At 69.4% G+C, this 17,818-nt stretch carries 16 protein-coding genes; 5 read left to right on the top strand and 11 right to left on the bottom strand.

All coding sequences use genetic code 11. The annotated features are described in order from the left end of the window. Nucleotides 1-48: 48 nt before the first annotated feature. Nucleotides 49-1,152: an AI-2E family transporter gene (locus tag BEI_RS04435; RefSeq protein ID WP_097788383.1), complete on the bottom strand. Its 1,104-nt coding sequence runs from the start codon at nt 1,150-1,152 to the stop codon at nt 49-51. A 180-nt stretch (nt 1,153-1,332) separates the two neighbouring features. Here BEI_RS04435 and BEI_RS04430 point away from each other — a divergent pair, with 180 nt between their 5' ends. Continuing rightward, a complete protein-coding gene (locus tag BEI_RS04430) occupies nt 1,333-2,100 on the top strand; it encodes an SIMPL domain-containing protein (RefSeq protein WP_097788382.1) in 768 nt (255 codons plus the stop codon). Between the two features lie 99 nt (nt 2,101-2,199). Here the strand turns inward: BEI_RS04430 and serS are convergent, their stop codons facing one another. Continuing rightward, complete coding sequence (serS, locus tag BEI_RS04425; protein ID WP_097788381.1) at nt 2,200-3,477, bottom strand: serine--tRNA ligase; 1,278 nt, start codon at nt 3,475-3,477, stop codon at nt 2,200-2,202. Nucleotides 3,478-3,649: 172 nt separating this feature from the next. On the opposite strand from serS, the gene BEI_RS04420 reads away from it, so the two are divergent. The 3 genes from BEI_RS04420 (at nt 3,650) to BEI_RS04410 (ending at nt 9,190) form a co-directional block, all read left to right on the top strand. Beyond that, nucleotides 3,650-6,982 carry an FAD-binding and (Fe-S)-binding domain-containing protein gene (locus tag BEI_RS04420; RefSeq protein ID WP_097788380.1) on the top strand — a complete coding sequence of 1,111 codons (3,333 nt, stop codon included), beginning with the start codon at nt 3,650-3,652 and terminating at the stop codon, nt 6,980-6,982. A 93-nt stretch (nt 6,983-7,075) separates the two neighbouring features. Next, complete coding sequence (locus BEI_RS04415; RefSeq protein WP_097788379.1) at nt 7,076-7,276, top strand: DUF2905 domain-containing protein; 201 nt, start codon at nt 7,076-7,078, stop codon at nt 7,274-7,276. A 96-nt stretch (nt 7,277-7,372) separates the two neighbouring features. Next, complete coding sequence (locus BEI_RS04410) at nt 7,373-9,190, top strand: cation:proton antiporter (protein ID WP_097788378.1); 1,818 nt, start codon at nt 7,373-7,375, stop codon at nt 9,188-9,190. Between the two features lie 75 nt (nt 9,191-9,265). Here the strand turns inward: BEI_RS04410 and trpC are convergent, their stop codons facing one another. The 6 genes from trpC to BEI_RS04385 form a co-directional block, all read right to left on the bottom strand. Then, nucleotides 9,266-10,072 (bottom strand): indole-3-glycerol phosphate synthase TrpC, encoded by an 807-nt coding sequence (gene trpC, locus BEI_RS04405; protein WP_097788377.1) that lies wholly within the window; start codon nt 10,070-10,072, stop codon nt 9,266-9,268. Between the two features lie 22 nt (nt 10,073-10,094). Further along, nucleotides 10,095-11,114: an anthranilate phosphoribosyltransferase gene (gene trpD / locus BEI_RS04400; protein ID WP_097788376.1), complete on the bottom strand. Its 1,020-nt coding sequence runs from the start codon at nt 11,112-11,114 to the stop codon at nt 10,095-10,097. Nucleotides 11,115-11,135: 21 nt separating this feature from the next. After that, entirely contained in the window at nt 11,136-11,720 is a 585-nt protein-coding gene (locus tag BEI_RS04395; RefSeq protein WP_097788375.1) for an anthranilate synthase component II, read from the bottom strand. 145 nt (nt 11,721-11,865) lie between these two features. Then, complete coding sequence (locus BEI_RS19380) at nt 11,866-11,991, bottom strand: hypothetical protein (protein WP_265331681.1); 126 nt, start codon at nt 11,989-11,991, stop codon at nt 11,866-11,868. Next, on the bottom strand, nt 11,988-13,475 hold the full coding sequence (gene trpE, locus BEI_RS04390) for an anthranilate synthase component I (protein WP_097790992.1): 1,488 nt from the start codon (nt 13,473-13,475) through the stop codon (nt 11,988-11,990). Before trpE ends, BEI_RS19380 begins: the two co-directional genes overlap by 4 nt. A 242-nt stretch (nt 13,476-13,717) precedes the next feature. Continuing rightward, nucleotides 13,718-14,383, bottom strand: a complete 666-nt coding sequence (locus BEI_RS04385; protein ID WP_097788374.1) for a phosphoglycolate phosphatase — start codon at nt 14,381-14,383, stop codon at nt 13,718-13,720. A 99-nt stretch (nt 14,384-14,482) separates the two neighbouring features. Between BEI_RS04385 and BEI_RS04380 the strand changes: the two genes are divergently transcribed. Next, nucleotides 14,483-15,778, top strand: coding sequence for an NAD(P)/FAD-dependent oxidoreductase (locus BEI_RS04380; RefSeq protein WP_097788373.1), 1,296 nt, complete (start codon nt 14,483-14,485; stop codon nt 15,776-15,778). Nucleotides 15,779-15,833: 55 nt separating this feature from the next. Here the strand turns inward: BEI_RS04380 and BEI_RS04375 are convergent, their stop codons facing one another. The 3 genes from BEI_RS04375 to rpe are packed head-to-tail and all read right to left on the bottom strand — an operon-like array spanning nt 15,834 to nt 17,696. Next, nucleotides 15,834-16,688, bottom strand: a complete 855-nt coding sequence (locus BEI_RS04375; protein ID WP_097788372.1) for a mechanosensitive ion channel family protein — start codon at nt 16,686-16,688, stop codon at nt 15,834-15,836. A 16-nt stretch (nt 16,689-16,704) separates the two neighbouring features. Then, complete coding sequence (locus tag BEI_RS04370; protein WP_097788371.1) at nt 16,705-16,995, bottom strand: GIY-YIG nuclease family protein; 291 nt, start codon at nt 16,993-16,995, stop codon at nt 16,705-16,707. 2 nt (nt 16,996-16,997) lie between these two features. Further along, nucleotides 16,998-17,696 (bottom strand): ribulose-phosphate 3-epimerase, encoded by a 699-nt coding sequence (gene rpe, locus BEI_RS04365; protein ID WP_097788370.1) that lies wholly within the window; start codon nt 17,694-17,696, stop codon nt 16,998-17,000. Between the last annotated feature and the right edge of the window lie 122 nt (nt 17,697-17,818).

The raw sequence follows: 17,818 nt of genomic DNA, 5'->3' as shown, positions 1-17,818 counted from the left end.
GGCCATTCCGCGCCCCGGCCCTTGGTCGGGGCGCGTTTGTCTGGGCTGTCACGCGTCCTCCTCGCGCTCCACTCGCTCCGAGGGCGGCCGATCGGCGGCCTCCAGCGGACCGTTCCCCGGCCCCAGCAGATGCGCGATCCAGCGGGTCTGGGGGTGACTGTCCAGGGCGATCTTCAGCGTCATGGTCAGCACCACCGACAGCAGCATCCCCACCACTCCGAAGATCCAGCCCCAGACCACCAGGGACAGGAAGGCCACGAAGGTGGACAGCCCCAGGGCACGCCCCATGACCCGGGGCTCGACCAGATTGCCGAGCACGAAATTCACCCCCAGGTAGGCCCCGCTGAGCACGACCGCCTTGACCAGGCCGCCGTCCGGCGAGACGAGCAGCAGCAGGACGGGCGGAATCGCGGCGATGGCCGAGCCGATATTGGGGATGTAGTTCAGGGCGAAGGCCAGCACCGCCCACAGCAGCGGAAACTCCACGCCCACGAGCCTGCAGGCCAGCCAGATCAGGGCCCCGGTGGCCAGGCTGATCAGGGTCTTCACCGCCAGGTAGCGCTTGAGGGTCAGGCTGAATTCGCTGAAGCGACGCAGGCTGGGCGCCGGGTTCGCCAGGGCCCGGGAGACCTTGTCCCGGAAGTTGAGCGTCTCGAACAGCAGGAACATCACCAGCAGGGCCACCACCACGCTCTGCATCATCAGGTTGCCGACCTGGCCGATCAGCGCCGGGATCCAGCCCCCCAACTGCTCGGCATCCAGCAGTTCGGCCAGTCGCTCGGTGTCGATGGCCAGCCCCAGGGCGGCGAGACGGTCGAGGATGCCGAGGTAGTACTGGTAGAGTTTCTGCTCGATTCCCGGCAGGGCGTCGATGAAGGTGCCGAAGCTGTTGACCAGCAGCAGCCCCAGCAGCGACAGCAACCCGCCGATGACGATCAGGGTCAACCATACCGACAGGCGCAGGCTCAGTCCCAGCCGATGCAGCCAGTGCACGGGCGCGGTACAGACCACGGCGATGAACAGCGAGAGCAGCAAGGGCACCAGCAGGCTGGAACCGGCCCGCATCCCCGCGACGATGACCACCAGGGCCGCCAGCGCCAGGGTCAGGTTCAGGGGGATACTGCTCTGGGGATCGTCCTTGGGTCGCACCATGCCGCCTCACTCCACCGATGCAAGGACCGTCATCATGAAGCCTGGCGGCTCCGGGTACAACGCGCCAGGCCCCCTGACAGGGCGAGCATCGTGAAAGCAACTTGCAAGCGCGATGTCCGAGGGAACCCCGGCGACCCCGTCGGTTCCAAGCGGGGTGTCCATCGCGAAAAGGAAAGCGCCATGACTCGCCGAACCGTTTCCCCAGCCCTGCTCACCGCCCTGCTGCTCGCCCTTCCCCTCACCACCCTGGCCGGCCAGCCGTCGACGCCCCACCGGCTGGATGTCCAGGCGCGCGCCGAGCTGGAGGTGGTGCCCGACCGGGCCAGCCTCAGGGCGCGGCTCTGGGAACGTACCCCCGCCGTCGCCCGGGAGGATGCCGGGCGACACGACTCCGAGGCCCTGGCCGAGGCCCGGGGACGCCTCGAGGAGCGTGCCGCCGTCCTGATCCGTACCCTGGAAGCCGCCGGGCTCGAGCGAGACGCCATCCAGGCGGGCTCGCTGCAGGTTCAGCCCGAGATGTTGCCCGAGCGACGAGTTCAAGGCGGCGAAACGAGGCCCATGATGCGCACTCGGCTGGAGCGTCCCATCCGGGTGCAGGTCGCGGAACTCGACCGGCTGCCGAGCATCCTCGATGCCCTCACCGAGGCCGGTGTCGATGCCCTGGACGGCATCACCTACGACCTGACCGACCGGGAGGAGGCCAGCGACCGGGCCCTGGTCAAGGCCCTGGAGCGGGCCCGGCACAAGGCCGAGCTGATGGCCGAGACCCTGGACGTCGAGCTCGGTGCGGTGCTCAGCATCGAGGAGCAGCAGGCGCCCGTCTTCCAGCCGCGCATGATGGCCATGAGCGCCGACGCCCGTGAAAGCGGCGGAAGCGCCGAGTACCGTCCCGGCACCCTCACCATCGACGCCGCGGTCAATGTCGGCTGGGCCATCGAGCAGCCGTAGGCGGCCAAGCGGAAGTTCAAGTGAAAAGTAGAAAGTAGCAAGAGGATCCTCGCCCCTTGCTACTTGTTACTCGCTACTTGTCCCTTGGCGGCTCGGCGCTCAGATATTGATGGTGTCGATCCCGCCCAGGTAGGGGCGCAGGACCTCGGGCACCGTGATCGAGCCGTCGGCGTTCTGATGGTTCTCCATCACCGCGATCAGGCAGCGACCCACGGCAAGCCCGGAGCCATTCAGGGTGTGCAGCAGGCGGGGCTTCTTCTCGTCGGGGTGGCGGAAGCGGGCCTGCATGCGGCGCGCCTGGAAGTCCTCGCAGTTGGAGACCGAGGAAATCTCCCGGTAGGTCTCCTGGCTGGGCAGCCAGACCTCCAGGTCGTAGGTCTTGGCGGCGCCGAACCCCATATCGCCGGTGCACAGGGTCACCACCCGGTAGGGGAGATCGAGCGCCTGGAGGATGGCCTCGGCGTGACCGCGCATCTCCTCCAGCGCCTCGTAGCTGGTCTCGGGCTCGACCAGCTGCACCATCTCCACCTTGTCGAACTGATGCTGGCGGATCATGCCCCGGGTATCGCGCCCGTGGGAGCCGGCCTCGCTACGGAAGCAGGGGGTGTGGGCGGTGAGTCGTACCGGCAGTTGCTTGTGTTCGAGAATCTCGCCGCGGGCGAAGTTGGTGAGCGGTACCTCGGCGGTGGGAATGAGTCGATAGCCCCGCTCGTCCTCCAGGCGGAAGAGGTCCTCGCCGAACTTGGGCAGCTGGCCCGTCCCGAACAGGGAGTCGTCGTTCACCATGTAGGGGACATAGCATTCCTCGTAGCCGTGCTCGAGGGTCTGCTTGTCCAGCATGAACTGGGTCAGGGCCCGATGCAGCCGGGCGATGCTCCCGCGCATGACGGCGAAGCGGGCGCCGGTGAGCTTGGCGGCCAGGTCGAAGTCGAGCTGCCCGGTCCGCGCCCCCAGGTCCACGTGATCGCGGGGCGCGAAATCGAAGGCCCGCGGGGTGCCCCAGCGGTGCAACTCGACGTTGTCGTCCTCGCTCTCACCCTGCGGCACGTCGTCATGGGGCAGGTTGGGCAGGCCGCTGACTTGCTCGTCCCACTCGGCCTGGACCTCGACGAGGCTGGCCTTGGCGGCGTCCAGGCGATCGCCCAGGTCGCTGACCTCGCCGAGCAGCGGCTGGATGTCCTCGCCGGCGGCCTTGGCCTGGCCGATGGCCTTGGACCGGGTATTGCGCTCGTTCTGCAGGCGTTCGGTCTCGGCCTGCAGCTCCCGACGCCGGGACTCCAGGGCGGCGAGCCGCTCGGTGTCGAGGTCGAAGCCTCGCTTGGCCAGTCGGTGGGCGACCGTCTCGAGGTCGCTGCGCAGCAGTTTGGGATCGAGCATGGAATCCTGTCCGTCGCAGTCGGTGGAATCGGGAAAAGCAGGCGGAACATTGTAGGCAAAAGCCCGCCCCGGCGCCACGCGCCAGGATGCGGCATGAGCCGTCTCGGGGTACAGTAGGAGGTTCCTCCTCCATCCGCCCCCCAAGGCGGCGCAAGCGACCGAACCCGACGCCATGATCGCACGACTGGACACCGCACACGCGACCCCCCACGGACAAGCCGACGCCCCCTACCTGCGCTTCCTCGAGGCCCTGCGCGATGCCGGCTTCGAGGGCGACATCGCCCCGGACTACGCCAACCGCACGGTGCTCGCCACCGACAACTCGATCTACCAGCGCCTGCCCCAGGCGGTGCTCTACCCCCGCGGCGCCGACGACCTGGCGCGCATCGCCCGCCTGGCCGGGCGCGACGACTTCCGCCGCGTGGTGCTGGCCCCCCGTGGCGGCGGCACCGGCACCAACGGCCAGTCGCTCACCGACGGCCTGGTGGTCGACGTCTCCCGGCACATGAACGCCATCCTCGACATCGACGTCGCGGCCCGCCGGGTCCGCGTCCAGGCCGGCGTGGTCAAGGACCAGCTCAACGCCGCCTTGAAGCCCCATGGGCTCTTCTTCGCCCCGGAGCTCTCCACCTCCAACCGGGCGACGATCGGCGGCATGATCGCCACCGACGCCAGCGGCCAGGGCAGCTGCGAGTACGGCAAGACCCGCGATCACGTCCTCGAGCTCGACAGCGTGCTGCTCGGCGGCGAGCGCCTCACCACCCGGCCGGTGGACGAGGCCGAGCTCGACGCCCTGTGCGAGCGCGACGACGCCGTGGGCCGGGTGCATCGCACGGCCCGGGGCATCATCGACGCCGAGCGCGAGCGCATCCGCGAGACCTTCCCGCCGCTCAACCGCTGCCTGACCGGCTACGATCTTGCCCATCTGCGTACCGAGGACGGCCGGTTCGACCTCAACAGCGTGCTGTGCGGCGCCGAGGGCTCGCTGGCCTTCACCAACGAGGCAGTGCTCAACGTGCTGCCGATCCCCGGCCATTCGACCCTGGTCAACGTGCGCTATGCGGGCTTCATGGATGCCCTGCGCGACGCCAAGGCGCTGATGGGAAGCAGCGCCGCCCCGACCTCCATCGAGACGGTGGACGACAAGGTGCTGGGCCTGGCGCAGCAGGACTTCGTGTGGGACAGCGTCGCCGAGTTCTTTCCCGACGCGCGGGAGGAAGACGACCCAGTCCGAGCCGAGCGGGATGATGGGCTAGGCGCGCGGCGCGCCGACGACGAGACATACCGAGGGGGTAGGCGAGTCGGCGAGCACCGCGCAACAACGCCCAGCGCCCGCGCAGGCCGGACGAGCCGATGCCAGGGCATCAACCTGGTGGAATTCAACGACGACGACCCCGAGCGCCTGGCCGAGCGGGTCGCCGCCTTCTGCCGCCACCTGGGGGACGACCGCAGCGTCGACCGCCTGGGCTACACCCTCGCCGAGGGGCGCGAGCAGATCCAGCGCGTCTACGGCATGCGCAAGCGCGCCGTGGGCCTGCTCGGCAACGTCCAGGGCGAGCAGCGCCCGCTGCCCTTCGTCGAGGACACCGCCGTGCCCCCGGAGCACCTGGCCGACTACATCGCCGAGTTCCGCGCCCTGCTCGACGCCCGCGACCTCGACTACGGCATGTTCGGCCACGTCGACGCCGGGGTGCTGCACGTGCGCCCGGCGCTGGACATGAAGGATCCCGCCCAGGCGGCGCTGATCCGCGAGATCTCCGACGAGGTCGCCGCGCTCACCCGCCAGTACGGCGGCCTGCTGTGGGGCGAGCATGGCAAGGGCGTGCGCTCCGAGTACGCCCCGGCCTTCTTCGGCCCGCTCTACCCCAGCCTGCGCCGGCTCAAGGCCGCCTTCGACCCCCACAACCAGCTCAATCCCGGCAAGATCGCCACCCCGCTCTCCAGCCCGCCCGAAGACGCGGGCAGGACTCCCTCGGCCGAACATGACGCCCAGGCCAACCCGTCCAGTCCGGAAGGGGGCGAAGACGAGCAGGCCGTCAAGTGGGTCGATCCGGGCCTGCTGGCCATCGACGACGTGCCCACCCGCGGCGAGCATGACCGCCAGATCGACGAGCGGGTCTGGCAGGCCCACGGCGATGCCGTCTACTGCAACGGCAACGGCGCCTGCTACAACTACGACCCGGACGACGCCATGTGCCCGTCCTGGAAGGCCACCCGCCAGCGCATCCACTCGCCCAAGGGCCGCGCCAGCCTGATGCGCGAGTGGCTGCGCCTGCAGGACCAGGCCGGCGTCGACGTGGTCGAGGTCGCCGAGCGGGCGCGGACCGCCGGCGTCTGGGGCGCGGTCAAGGCCTTCCCCGGCAAGCTGCGCCACACCCTGGCCCGGCGCCGCGGCGAGGCCGACTTCTCCCACGAGGTCTATGACGCCATGGCCGGCTGCCTGGCCTGCAAGTCCTGCGCCGGCCAGTGCCCGGTGAAGGTCAACGTGCCAGCCTTCCGCTCGCAGTTCCTGGAGGTCTACCACGGCCGCTACCTGCGCCCGGTGCGCGACTACCTGATCGGCGGGCTGGAGTTCCTGGTGCCGACGCTCTCGCGCGTCGCCCCGCTGTACAACGCCGCCCTGGCCAACCGCTGGGTGGACCGCCTGCTGGCCGGGCCCGTGGGCATGGTCGACAGCCCCCGGCTGTCCCGGGCGCGCCTCGACAAGCAGCTCGCCGCCTGGGGCGTGAGTGAGGCCACGCCGACGACGCTGGGCCGGCTCACCGCGGCCCAGAAGGCCAACAGCGTGGTGCTGGTGCAGGACGCCTTCACCAGCCACTTCGAGTCGCGGCTGGTGATGGACGTGGTGGAGCTGCTCGAGCGGCTCGACGTGCGCGTCTTCGTCGCCCCCTTCGCGCCCAACGGCAAGCCGCTGCACGTGCAGGGCTTCCTCGGCGCCTTCGAGCGCACCGCGGCCAAACAGGCCGAGCGGCTGCGCACGCTGGCCGAGGCCGGGGTGCCGCTGGTCGGCATCGACCCGGCCATGACCCTGACCTACCGCCAGGAGTACGTGAAGGCGCTGGGCGAGGCCGCCGTGCCCGAGGTGAAGCTGCTGCCCGAATGGCTGAGCGAACGGCTGGCCGGGGAGCGCGCCTCGCGGGTGCCCGACGGCGTCCGCCTCGACGATCCCGGCTACCGGCTGCTGGCCCACTGCACCGAGAAGACCAATGCCCCGGGCACGCCCAGGGCCTGGCAGCGGATATTCGCCGCCTTCGGCCTGGAGCTCGAGGTGGTGGCCACCGGCTGCTGCGGGATGTCCGGGACCTACGGCCACGAGGCGCGCAACCTGGCGACCTCGAAGGCCATCTACGCCCAGTCCTGGCAGCCGCGGGTGGAGGATCCCGCCAACGCCGGCCGGCTGCTGGCCACCGGCTACTCCTGCCGCAGCCAGGCCAGACGGCTGTCGGACACGGCCCTGCCGCACCCCCTGCAGGGCCTGCTGGACGTCCTCCGCCGGGCCGGCTGACCCTGTCATGCAGGCGCCCAGCGAGAGCGACCTCCGGTGGGCGCCCTCCCCCGAGATCTTGCGGCCCCGGAAGGGGGAACAGGAGGTAAGCCAATGAACCGCCCCCTGATCCTTATCGGCCTGGTGCTGGTCGCCGTCGGGGTCCTGTGGCCCTGGCTGGGCAAGCTGCCCCTGGGCCACCTGCCGGGTGACATCGTGATCCGGCGGGACAACGTCTCCTTCTACTTCCCCATCACCACCATGCTGCTGATCAGCGGGGTGCTCTCGCTGCTCCTTTGGCTCTTCCATCGCTGAGACGACATCGAGCCGCTTGATCACGGCGATGGATTGCAAGTCGCGCCCGGCGACGCTAGTCTGCGCGCCCTTTCACCCGATGGAGCGCGAACGACGATGGAGCACGCCGGTCTCGACCTGGCGACGATCGGGCTACTGGCCCTGATATGCCAATGGCTCGCCTGGCAGCTGAAGCTGCCCGCGATCCTCATGCTGCTGGTGGCCGGTATCGCCGCGGGCCCGGTCACCGGCCTGCTCGATCCCGACGCCCTGTTCGGCGAGCTGCTCTTCCCGCTGGTCTCCCTGGCGGTGGCGGTGATCCTGTTCGAGGGCAGCCTGACCCTGAACTTCCGCGAGCTGGGCGGCCACGGCCGCACGGTCCGTCGCCTGGTGACCTGGGGCGCCCTGATCACCGGCATCACCGGCATCCTGGCGGCGCACCTCCTGCTGGGCCTGTCCTGGGAGATGGCCAGCGTGCTGGGCGCCCTGCTGGTGGTCACCGGCCCCACCGTGATCCTGCCCATGCTGCAGACGCTGCGTGCCCGGGAACACCTCACCCAGATCCTGCGCTGGGAAGGCATCCTGATCGACCCCATGGGCGCGATCGGGGCGGTGCTGGTCTACGAGTTCGTGGCCCTGGGATCGGGCAGCGAGGCCGCCACCCAGACGCTGGTGCTGTTCGCCCAGACGGCGCTGATCGGCTTCGGGCTGGGCATCGCCGGCGGCTACCTGTGGGGGCTGGTACTGCGCCGGCACTGGCTGCCCCGCCAGCTGCACAGCTTCGGCACCCTGATGCTGATGCTGACGCTGTTCTCGGCCTCCAACCTGCTGTTCCACGAATCGGGCCTGTTGACCGTGACGGTGATGGGGGTGTGGATGGCCAACATGCGAGGCGTCCCGACCCGGCCGATCATCGAGTTCAAGGAAACCCTTTCGGTGCTGCTGATCTCGGGGCTCTTCATCCTGCTGGCTGCCCGGCTCACCGTGGATCAGCTGGCCCTGCTGAGCTGGCCGGCCTGGGCCTTCCTGGCGGTGCTGGTCGGTGTCGCCCGGCCGCTCACCGTCTGGCTGTGTACCCTGGGAAGCGGCCTCGAGCCCCGCGAGAAGGCGCTGCTGGCGTTCATCTCGCCCCGCGGTATCGTCGCCGCCGCGGTGGCCTCGCTGTTCGCCCTGCGCCTGGAGGAGGTCGGCGTGCCCGGCGCGGAGATGCTGGTGCCGGTCACCTTCCTGGTGATCATCAGCACCGTGGTGAGCCAGAGCCTGCTGTCGCGCCCGCTGGCCAGCTGGCTCGGGGTCCAGCGGCCCTCCCCGGATGGGATCTTGATCATCGGGGCCAATCAGGTGGCCCGCCAGGTGGCGACCCAGCTCAAGGAGGCGGGGGTCAGCGTGGTGCTGGCCGACAGCAGCTGGGACGCCATCCAGCTGGCCAAGCGGGCGGGGCTCACCACCTACTACGGTGATCCGCTCTCTGAGCATGCCGCCCAGCACCTGGAGCTCAGCGGGATCGGCTACCTGCTGCCGCTCTCGCCCTACCGGGAACTCAACGACCTGGCGGCGCTGCACTTCGAGCACCTGCTGGGCCGCGACCGGGTCTTCCGCCTGGCGGTGGACGAGGGGCGCCGCGCCAATCGGCCCCATGGCCAGGCCCTGGACCACCTGCCGCTGCTGTTCGGCCGGGACGTGACCTTCGCCAAGCTGTCGCGCCTGGTCGCCGAGGGAGGCGTGGTGCAGCGCCTGCACTTCGGCGAGAAGACCCGCATGGAGACGCAGCGTCACGCCCACGGCGGTCGCTGGCTGCCGCTGCTGTGCATCGGCCCCTCGGGGCGGGTGCGCCTGGCCACCGCGGAGGGCGGCCTCACCCCCCGACGCGGGGATACCCTGGTGAGCCTAGTCTTCGCCGACTCCCCTGGGCTTACCCCTCAGCCGGCGAGCTGATCGTCGCCGCCGCAGACGATGGCGCCCCGACCGTCTTGCATGGCCGGGGCACGTTCGTTCAGGCCCGAGATACCTCTAGAAGAAGAGTTCGCGCAGGGCCTCGCCCGGATCCTCCCGGCGCATGAAGGCCTCGCCCACCAGGAAGCCGTGCACGCCGTGCGCCCGCATGCGCGCCACGTCGTCCCGGGTGTGGATGCCCGACTCGGTGACCACGGTGACGCCCTCGGGGATGCGTGCCAGCAGGTCCAGGGTGGTCTCCAGACGGGTCTCGAAGGTGTGGAGGTCACGGTTGTTGATGCCCACCAGGCCCAGATCGAGCCGGAGCGCCCGTTCCAGCTCGTCGGCGTCGTGGACCTCGACCAGCACGTCCATGCCCAGCTCGGTGGCCTGGCGATGCAGGTCGGCGAGCCGAGCATCGTCCAGGGCGGCGACGATCAGCAGGAGGCAGTCGGCGCCGATGGCTCGGGCCTCGCTGACCTGGTAGCCGTGGGTGATGAAGTCCTTGCGGATCACCGGCAGCTCGCAGGCCTCCCGAGCCTCGATCAGGAAGTCCTCGTGGCCCTGGAAGAAGTCGGCGTCGGTGAGCACCGACAGGCAGGCCGCGCCGCCGGCGGCGTAGCGCGCGGCGATCTCCGCCGGGCGGAAGTCCTCGCGGATCACGCCCTTGGACGGCGAGGCCTTCTTGACCTCGGCGATGACGCCGGGATCGCCGGCACGGATGCGCGCGTCCAGCGCCGCCACGAAGCCCCGCGGCGCGGACTGCCGCGCGGCCAGGCTCAGCAGCTCGGCCTCGGGCACGGCGCGCCGTCGCTCGGCGACCTCCTGGTCCTTGCGGCCCAGGATGCGGGTCAGGATGGTCGGGGTGTCGGGGGATACGGTCATCTCGATGATCCTGAAGTAGCGCTCACTGGGCGAAGACACGGGTGAAATTGGCCAGCTCCTTGAGCTTCTCGAGAGCCAGCTTGGAATCCTGGGCGTCCTGGGCCAGCGCCACACCCTCCTTGAGGGTGTCGGCGACGCCGGAGGCATAGAGGGCCGCCCCGGCGTTGAGAGCCACGATGTCCGCGGCCGGCCCCTCGCCCTTCAGGGCATGCTCCACCAGCCGCAGGCTGTCCTCGGCCGTCTGCACCCGCAGCGCATCCAGGTCGTGGCGGGCGATGCCGAAGTCCTCCGGGGCGATGGTGTACTCGTGGATCTCGCCGTCCTTGAGCTCGGCGACCCGGGTGGGGGAAGCCAGGGAGATCTCGTCGAGGCCATCCTCGGCGTAGACCACCAGCACATGACGGCTGCCCAGGCGCTTGAGCACCTCGGCCATCAGCGGCACCAGCGAGGCCTGGTAGACGCCGAGCAGCTGGTTCGGGGCGCCGGCGGGATTGGTCAGCGGCCCCAGGATGTTGAACAGGGTACGCACGCCCATCTCGCGCCGCGGCGTGATGGCATGCCGCATCGCGGGGTGGTGGTTGGGGGCGAACATGAAGCCGACGCCCACCTCGTCGATGCAGCGTCCCACCTGCTCGGGGGTCAGGTCGAGGCCGATGCCGGCCACCGCGAAGAGATCGGCGCTCCCCGAGGACGAGGACACGCCGCGATTGCCGTGCTTGGCCACGTTGGCGCCGGCGGCGGCGGCCACGAAGCTCGCCGCGGTGGAGACGTTGAAGAGGTTGGCGCCGTCGCCGCCGGTACCGACGATGTCCACCACGTTCTCGGCGGTGAGGCGCACCGGTCGCATCAGCTCGCGCATGACCTGGGCGGCGGCGCTGATCTCATCGGCGGACTCGCCCTTCATCGCCATTCCCATCAGGAAGGCGGCGATCTGGGCGTCACTGGCCTCACCGGTCATGATCGCCGTCATCACCGCATGGGTCTGGTCGAAGCTCAGGTCCTCGTGGCGCATCACCGCGCCGAGGGCATCCCGCATCTGCATGGCCGTGGTCTCCTTTGGCAATCAGCGGCGCTCGAGAAAGTTGGCCAGGAGCTCGTGGCCCTGGCGCGTGAGGATCGATTCGGGGTGGAACTGGACGCCCTCGACGTCGAGCTCCCGGTGGCGCATGCCCATGATCAGCCCCGGGGTGACGTCGTGCTCGTCCGTCCAGGCGGTGACTTCCAGGCACTCCGGCAGGCTCTCGCGCTCCACCACCAGGGAATGGTAGCGGGTGACCTCCAGCGGATCCTCCAGGCCGGCGAAGACGCCGGTGCCCGAGTGACGGATCCGCGAGGTCTTGCCGTGCATCACCTGGGGCGCACGCAGCACCTTCCCGCCGTACACCTGACCGATGGCCTGATGGCCCAGGCAGATGCCGAGGATCGGCAGGCGGCCGGCGAAGTGGCGGATGGCCGCCATGGAGATGCCGGCCTCGTTGGGGGTGCAGGGGCCCGGGGAGATCACCAGGTGACTCGGGGCGATGGCCTCGATCTCCTCCAGGGTGATGGCGTCGTTGCGGTAGGTCGCCACCTCGGCGCCCAGCTCCCCCAGGTACTGCACGACGTTGAAGGTGAAGCTGTCGTAGTTATCGATCATCAGCACGGACATGGCTGTAGAATCCTGTTTTTCCTGATCAAGTGAGATGATGGCGTAGGGGGTGCGAGAATCCGCCAGCCGTGCGGGGAAGTGCCGGACACAAAAATGCCGCCCCGGCGGCGGCATTTTCCCTGGTCGCAAGCGTGCCGCCCCTCGCTCAGGAGCGCCACCACTGCCGGCGACCGTCTGTGTGTTCGGTGACATCCATGACGGCATAGTGCGGCGCGCCGCCGACGGCTGTCAAGGCGGCCCGGGCGCGCGCCTCGCGGGTCACGGCGCTCATTCCAGGTTGTCCAGGCCGCGCTCGGCCATGGCCACGGCACGGAAGATGGCGCGCCCCTTGTTGAGGGTCTCCTGCCACTCCAGCTCGGGCACCGAGTCCGCCACCACCCCGGCCCCGGCCTGGACGTGCAGCTCGCCGTCCTTGATCACCGCGGTACGAATGGCGATGGCGGTATCCATGTTGCCGTGCCAGGACAGATAGCCCACGGCGCCGGAATAGACGCCCCGCTTGACCGGCTCCAGCTCGTCGATGATCTCCATGGCGCGGATCTTGGGTGCCCCGGACAGGGTCCCGGCCGGGAAGGTGGCCCGCAACGCGTCCATGGCGGTGAGCCCCGGCTTGAGACGGCCGGTGACGTTGGAGACGATGTGCATGACGTGGGAATAGCGCTCCACCACCATCTGGTCGGAGACCTTCACCGAGCCTGTCTCGCTGATCCGGCCCACGTCGTTGCGCCCCAGGTCGATCAGCATCAGGTGCTCGGCGACCTCCTTGGGATCGTTCAGCAGGTCCGCCTCGAGCTCGCGATCCTCCTCCTCGGTGCGTCCCCTTACCCGGGTGCCGGCGATGGGACGTACCGTGACCTCGCCATCCTCGAGACGGGTCAGGATCTCCGGCGAGGAGCCCACCACCTGATGGTCTCCCAGGTTGAAGTAGAACATGTAGGGCGAGGGATTGAGGCTGCGCAGGGCTCGGTAGAGGTCCAGCGGCGGGGCCTGGTAGGGGATCGACATGCGCTGGGACGGCACGCATTGCATGATGTCGCCGGCCAGCACGTATTCCTTGATGGTCTCCACCGCCGACTTGAAGCCGGCCTCGGTGAACCCCGAGGTGAAGTGTCCTTCCTCCACGGCCGAGCGGCCGGTACCGGGGCTGGCGGCGTCGATGGCGGTGCCGCGGAGCCGCTCCTCCAGGCGGGCCAGGTGAGCCTGGGCCCGTTCATGGGCCGCCGGCTCGGCCGGGTCGGCATGGGTCCACAGGGTCAGGCGGCCGGAGAGGTTGTCGAACACCACCAGGTCGTTGCACACCAGCAGCAGGATGTCCGGCACGCCGAGCGGGTCCGGCTTCTCCACGCCCCGTAGGCGGGGCTCGATGTAGCGGATGGTGTCGTAGCCGAAGTAGCCCACCAGGCCGCCGTCGAAGCGGGGCTGGTCGTCGAGGAGCGGTACCTTGAAGCGCGCCTGGAAGTCCTCGATCCAGGCCAGGGGGTCCGCGACCTCGGTGACCCCCTGCTCGTGGCCGTCGACGATGTGGCGCACGGCGAAGCCGCGCACCTCGATGCGCTCGTGGCAGGGCAGGCCGATGATCGAGTAACGCCCCCACTTCTCGCCGCCCTGCACCGACTCGAGCAGGAAGGTCCAGGGCGCGTCGGCCAGCTTGAGGTAGGTGGACAGCGGGGTGTCCAGGTCGGCCAGCACCTCACGGGTGACCGGGATGCGGTTATAGCCGGCCTCGGCCAGTTGCTGAAAGCGTTCGGGGGTCATCATGGGCCCGGTTCCTCGGCATGCGATGAGACGATAGTGGTCGGGTCGACGGCCGGCGGCCGTCGCGTGGCACGAGCGTCACCATCGCCAGCCGCCGCGGATGCCGTGGGCATGAGCGGGAAAGGCGGCGGTCGAGGCGAGGAGGCAAGCCTGCATGATGCGGGTGTCCATGGGGCGCTGAGGGATCTTATATAACGAAATATTATCAAAGGGCGCGATGTTATAGCGCAACTCGATCCACACTAAACGAGTTCCGCCAGCGATTCAACTATCGCATCCGGCCGGCTCGCGGCCACCGGTTCGCCGTGGTTGTAGCCATAGGGCACGGCCAGGGTCCGAAAGCCCGCCGCCTTCCCGGCGGCGACGTCGTGGCGCGAATCCCCCACCATCAGGCAGCGGCTGGGCGCGACGTCGAAGCGCTCGGCGGCATGCAACAGCGGCAGGGGGTCCGGCTTGCGCCGGGGCAGGCTGTCGCCGCCCAGGCAGAGGGCGAAGTAGTGATCGATGCCCACCGCCCGGAGGATGGGCGCGATGAAGGCCTCGGGCTTGTTGGTCACCAGCACCAGCCGCCGGCCGCTCCGGGCAAGGGGTTCCAACGCTTCGCTCACGCCGGGGTAGAGGCGCGTCCGGGCACAGGGCGCCTCGCCGTAGCGCACCAGGAAGCGCGCATGGGCGGCCTCCAGGCGGGCCGGCTCGGGGGCGCCTCCCAGGGCATCGGCGAGTGCCCGCTCCATCAGCACCCGGGAGCCGTTCCCGACCCAGTCGCGCACCCGAACCTCCCCGGGTGGGGGCAGGCCGAGGTCGTCCAGGGCGGGCGCCACCGCCGCCGCCAGGTCCGGCACCGAATCGACCAGGGTGCCGTCGAGATCGAAGGCGACCAGTCGGGTGCCGTCGAGAAGAGGGTGCATGCGAATTCTCCATCGATTGCGCCATATGCCCGATGGGGCATGGGCAGGACATGCCCGGGCGCTTATGCTGGTCTTCCCATTTTCTCAGGAGCTTACTCGATGAGCATACCAAGAATCGTGGTCGTCGGCGGCGGCGCCGGCGGCCTGGAGCTGGTCACCCGGCTGGGTCGACGATTGGGCAAGCGCGGCCGAGCCGAGATCGTGCTGGTGGACCGCAACCCCACCCATATCTGGAAGCCGTTGCTCCACGAGGTGGCCACCGGCGCCCTGGACTCCGGCCTCGACGAGATCGCCTACCAGGGGCATGCCCGGACCCACGGCTATCGCTTCCAGCTCGGCACCCTCACCGGGCTGGACCGCGAGGCCCGCACCCTGACCCTGGCCCCAGTACGGGACGATGGCGGCGAGGAGATCCTGCCCGCCCGCACCCTCGCCTACGACGAGCTGGTGCTGTCGCTGGGCAGCGTCAGCAACGACTTCGGCACCCCGGGGGTGGCCGATCACTGCCACTTCCTCGACAGTCCCCAACAAGCCGAGGCCTTCCGCCAGGCCATGCTCAACGCCTTCCTCCGCTACAATGCCCCGCGCGAGCGCCCCTCGAAGATGGTGGTGGGCATCGTCGGCGCGGGTGCCACCGGCGTCGAACTGGCGGCCGAGCTCTACGGCGCGTCCCAGATGCTCAACAGCTACGGCTTCACCACCCTGGACAGCGAGCAGCTCGAGGTGCACCTCATCGAGGCGGCCGCCAAGGTGCTGCCCGCCCTTCCCGATCGCATCGGCAACGCCGTGCATGCCGAGCTGGAACGGCTGGGGGTGCGCGTCCATGTGGGCACCCGGGTCACGGAGGTGACCCAGGACGCCATCGTCACCGCCGATGGAGAACGCATCGAGATCGACCTCGGCGTCTGGGCGGCCGGCATCAAGGCCCCGGCCCTGCTCTCGGAGCTGGGGCTGACCACCGAGCGCAACCACCGGCTGAAGGTCGACGAGACCCTGCAGAGCCTCGACGACCCCCATATCTTCGCCTTCGGCGATTGCGCCAGCTGTCCGCAACCGGACGGCTCCACCGTGCCGCCCCGGGCCCAGGCCGCTCACCAGCAGGCCAGCCGCCTCTACCGCAACCTGCTGGCCCGGCTGGAGGACAAGCCCCTCAAGCCCTTCGTGTTTCGCGACCGTGGCTCGCTGATCTCGCTGGCGCACTTCGACGCGATCGGCAGCCTGATGCGCGGCGCCTCGGCGCGCAGCCTCTTCATCGAGGGCCACCTGGCCAAGTTCTTCTATGCCTCGCTCTACCGCATGCACCAGCGGGCCATCCACGGCGGCCTGAAGATGGGCCTGATGGTGGTCGTGGACGGCCTGAACCGGTTCTTGAGGCCGCGCCTCAAGCTCCACTGACCCCCCAACGAGAAGGGCCCCGCATGCCGGGGCCCTGTTGCTGGCGTCGCGAGCGTCAGCGCTCGAGGCTCGCCGCCTGCGGTTCGGCCGCCCGCTCGGGGTGATGGTAGACGTGGACGTCGCGCTGGGGGAAGGGAATGCTGATGCCCTCGGCATCGAAGCGCCGCTTGATCTCCTCGGTCATCTCCCAGTGAACGTCCCAGTAGTCCGCGGCCTTGACCCAGGGGCGCACGATCCACTGGACGCTGGAATCGGCCATGGCGCTCATGCGGATGTTGGGTGCGGGCTCCGCCAGCACCCGGGGGTCGTCCGCCACCACGCCCTCCAGTACCCGGCGCACGGTGTCGATGGGATCGTCGTAGCCGACGCCGACGACCAGGTCCACCCGCCTCGTGTCGTGGCTGGAGTAGTTGGTGATGGCCCCGCTCATCATCTGGCCGTTGGGCACGATGACCTTGCGGTTGTCCGGCGTCTTCAGCTCGGTGGTGAAGATCTGGACGTCGTCGATGGTGCCGGCCACGCCGCCGGCCTCGACGTAGTCACCGATCTTGTAGGGGCGGAAGATGATCACCAGCACGCCGGCGGCGAAGTTGGCCAGCGACCCCTGCAGGGCCAGCCCCACGGCCAGGCCGGCGGCACCGATCACCGCGATCAGCGAGGTGGTCTGGATGCCGACCTGGCTGATCGCCGCCAGCACCACGAAGATCATCATCAGGGCATAGAGGATGTTGCCCAGGAACTTCACCAGCAGGGGGTCGAGCTTGCCGCGCTGCATGGCCTTGATGGACAGGCCGTGGAGCAGCTTCACGGCCCAGCGGCCGACCAGGAAGATGGCGAGCGCCGCCACCAGGTTGATGACGAAGCTCGTGCCCTGCATCTGCACGAAGTCGACGATCCATTGAATGTCCATAAGGTCTCCCTTTTGCTCAGGGGAAGGTGTCCCCGGTGTCCCTGTCCCTCTGGCGCTCCGTCAGCCAGCGCCGCTTGGCCACGGCGGACAGGCGCTTGAGTGCTGCCTCGCGTCGTAGCGCCTCCCCATGCTCGCCGACCCGCTCCTGATATACCAGACGCAACGGCCCCTTGCCACGCAGCGCCTTGGCGCCTCGCCCGGCGCGATGCTGGGCGAGGCGCCGGGACACGTCGGTGGTGATGCCGGTGTAGAGGGCCCCCGCCGCGGTCTCGAGCACATAGAGCGACCAGTCGGCCTCGCCCGCCATGCTCAGGCCTCGGCCAGGGCCCGACGGAACTCGCGGATCACGCCGTCGTAGCGATGCGGGTCGGCCTCGTTGCGGGCCTTGAATACCGCCGAGCCGGCGACGAAGGTGTCGGCGCCGGCCCGGGCGATCTCGGCGATGTTGTCGATCTTGACCCCGCCGTCGATCTCGAGCCGGATGGGGCGGCCGGAGGCATCGATGCGGCGGCGTGCCTCGCGCAGCTTGTCGAGGGTGCCGGGGATGAAGGCCTGGCCGCCGAAGCCGGGATTGACGCTCATCAGCAGCACCATGTCGACCTTGTCCATCACGTGATCCAGGTAGGACAGCGGCGTGGCCGGGTTGAACACCAGCCCGGCCTTGCAGCCGCCGTCCCGGATCAGTTGGAGGGAGCGATCGATGTGCTCGGAGGCCTCGGGGTGGAAGGTAATGTAGGTGGCGCCGGCATCGATGAAGTCGCCGATCAGCCGATCCACCGGCTTGACCATCAGGTGGGCGTCGATGGGGGCGGTCACCCCGTGCCTGCGCAGCGCCTCGCAGACCATGGGCCCGATGGTCAGGTTGGGGACATAGTGGTTGTCCATGACGTCGAAGTGCACGATGTCCGCCCCGGAGGCGAGGATGTCGTCGACCTCCTCGCCGAGGCGGGCGAAGTCGGCGGAGAGGATCGAGGGGGCGATCTGGTAGTCGGGGGTCGGGTCGCTCATGGAGGAGGTTCCTGTCGGGTCAGGTTCACGATGCCCGGCATTCTAACAGGAACGCCTGCCCTCGCCTTGCGGGATCGGGGAAGGCCTTCGATAGTGAAGGTTCACCGCCCTGACCGACAAGG

Origin of the sequence: Halomonas beimenensis (genome assembly GCF_002549795.1) — a bacterium.
Taxonomy (GTDB): domain Bacteria; phylum Pseudomonadota; class Gammaproteobacteria; order Pseudomonadales; family Halomonadaceae; genus Halomonas; species Halomonas beimenensis.
The sequence above is the reverse complement of the archived record's forward strand: the minus strand, read 5'-3'. Positions and strand labels throughout refer to the sequence as shown.

What these genes read in the sequence shown, in the direction of transcription:
- BEI_RS04435 (WP_097788383.1), bottom strand. Translation starts at nt 1,152, where the DNA reads ATGGTGCGACCCAAGGACGATCCCCAGAGCAGTATCCCCCTGAACCTG.
- BEI_RS04430 (WP_097788382.1), top strand. Translation starts at nt 1,333, where the DNA reads ATGACTCGCCGAACCGTTTCCCCAGCCCTGCTCACCGCCCTGCTGCTC.
- serS (WP_097788381.1), bottom strand. Translation starts at nt 3,477, where the DNA reads ATGCTCGATCCCAAACTGCTGCGCAGCGACCTCGAGACGGTCGCCCAC.
- BEI_RS04420 (WP_097788380.1), top strand. Translation starts at nt 3,650, where the DNA reads ATGATCGCACGACTGGACACCGCACACGCGACCCCCCACGGACAAGCC.
- BEI_RS04415 (WP_097788379.1), top strand. Translation starts at nt 7,076, where the DNA reads ATGAACCGCCCCCTGATCCTTATCGGCCTGGTGCTGGTCGCCGTCGGG.
- BEI_RS04410 (WP_097788378.1), top strand. Translation starts at nt 7,373, where the DNA reads ATGGAGCACGCCGGTCTCGACCTGGCGACGATCGGGCTACTGGCCCTG.
- trpC (WP_097788377.1), bottom strand. Translation starts at nt 10,072, where the DNA reads ATGACCGTATCCCCCGACACCCCGACCATCCTGACCCGCATCCTGGGC.
- trpD (WP_097788376.1), bottom strand. Translation starts at nt 11,114, where the DNA reads ATGCAGATGCGGGATGCCCTCGGCGCGGTGATGCGCCACGAGGACCTG.
- BEI_RS04395 (WP_097788375.1), bottom strand. Translation starts at nt 11,720, where the DNA reads ATGTCCGTGCTGATGATCGATAACTACGACAGCTTCACCTTCAACGTC.
- BEI_RS19380 (WP_265331681.1), bottom strand. Translation starts at nt 11,991, where the DNA reads ATGAGCGCCGTGACCCGCGAGGCGCGCGCCCGGGCCGCCTTGACAGCC.
- trpE (WP_097790992.1), bottom strand. Translation starts at nt 13,475, where the DNA reads ATGACCCCCGAACGCTTTCAGCAACTGGCCGAGGCCGGCTATAACCGC.
- BEI_RS04385 (WP_097788374.1), bottom strand. Translation starts at nt 14,383, where the DNA reads ATGCACCCTCTTCTCGACGGCACCCGACTGGTCGCCTTCGATCTCGAC.
- BEI_RS04380 (WP_097788373.1), top strand. Translation starts at nt 14,483, where the DNA reads ATGAGCATACCAAGAATCGTGGTCGTCGGCGGCGGCGCCGGCGGCCTG.
- BEI_RS04375 (WP_097788372.1), bottom strand. Translation starts at nt 16,688, where the DNA reads ATGGACATTCAATGGATCGTCGACTTCGTGCAGATGCAGGGCACGAGC.
- BEI_RS04370 (WP_097788371.1), bottom strand. Translation starts at nt 16,995, where the DNA reads ATGGCGGGCGAGGCCGACTGGTCGCTCTATGTGCTCGAGACCGCGGCG.
- rpe (WP_097788370.1), bottom strand. Translation starts at nt 17,696, where the DNA reads ATGAGCGACCCGACCCCCGACTACCAGATCGCCCCCTCGATCCTCTCC.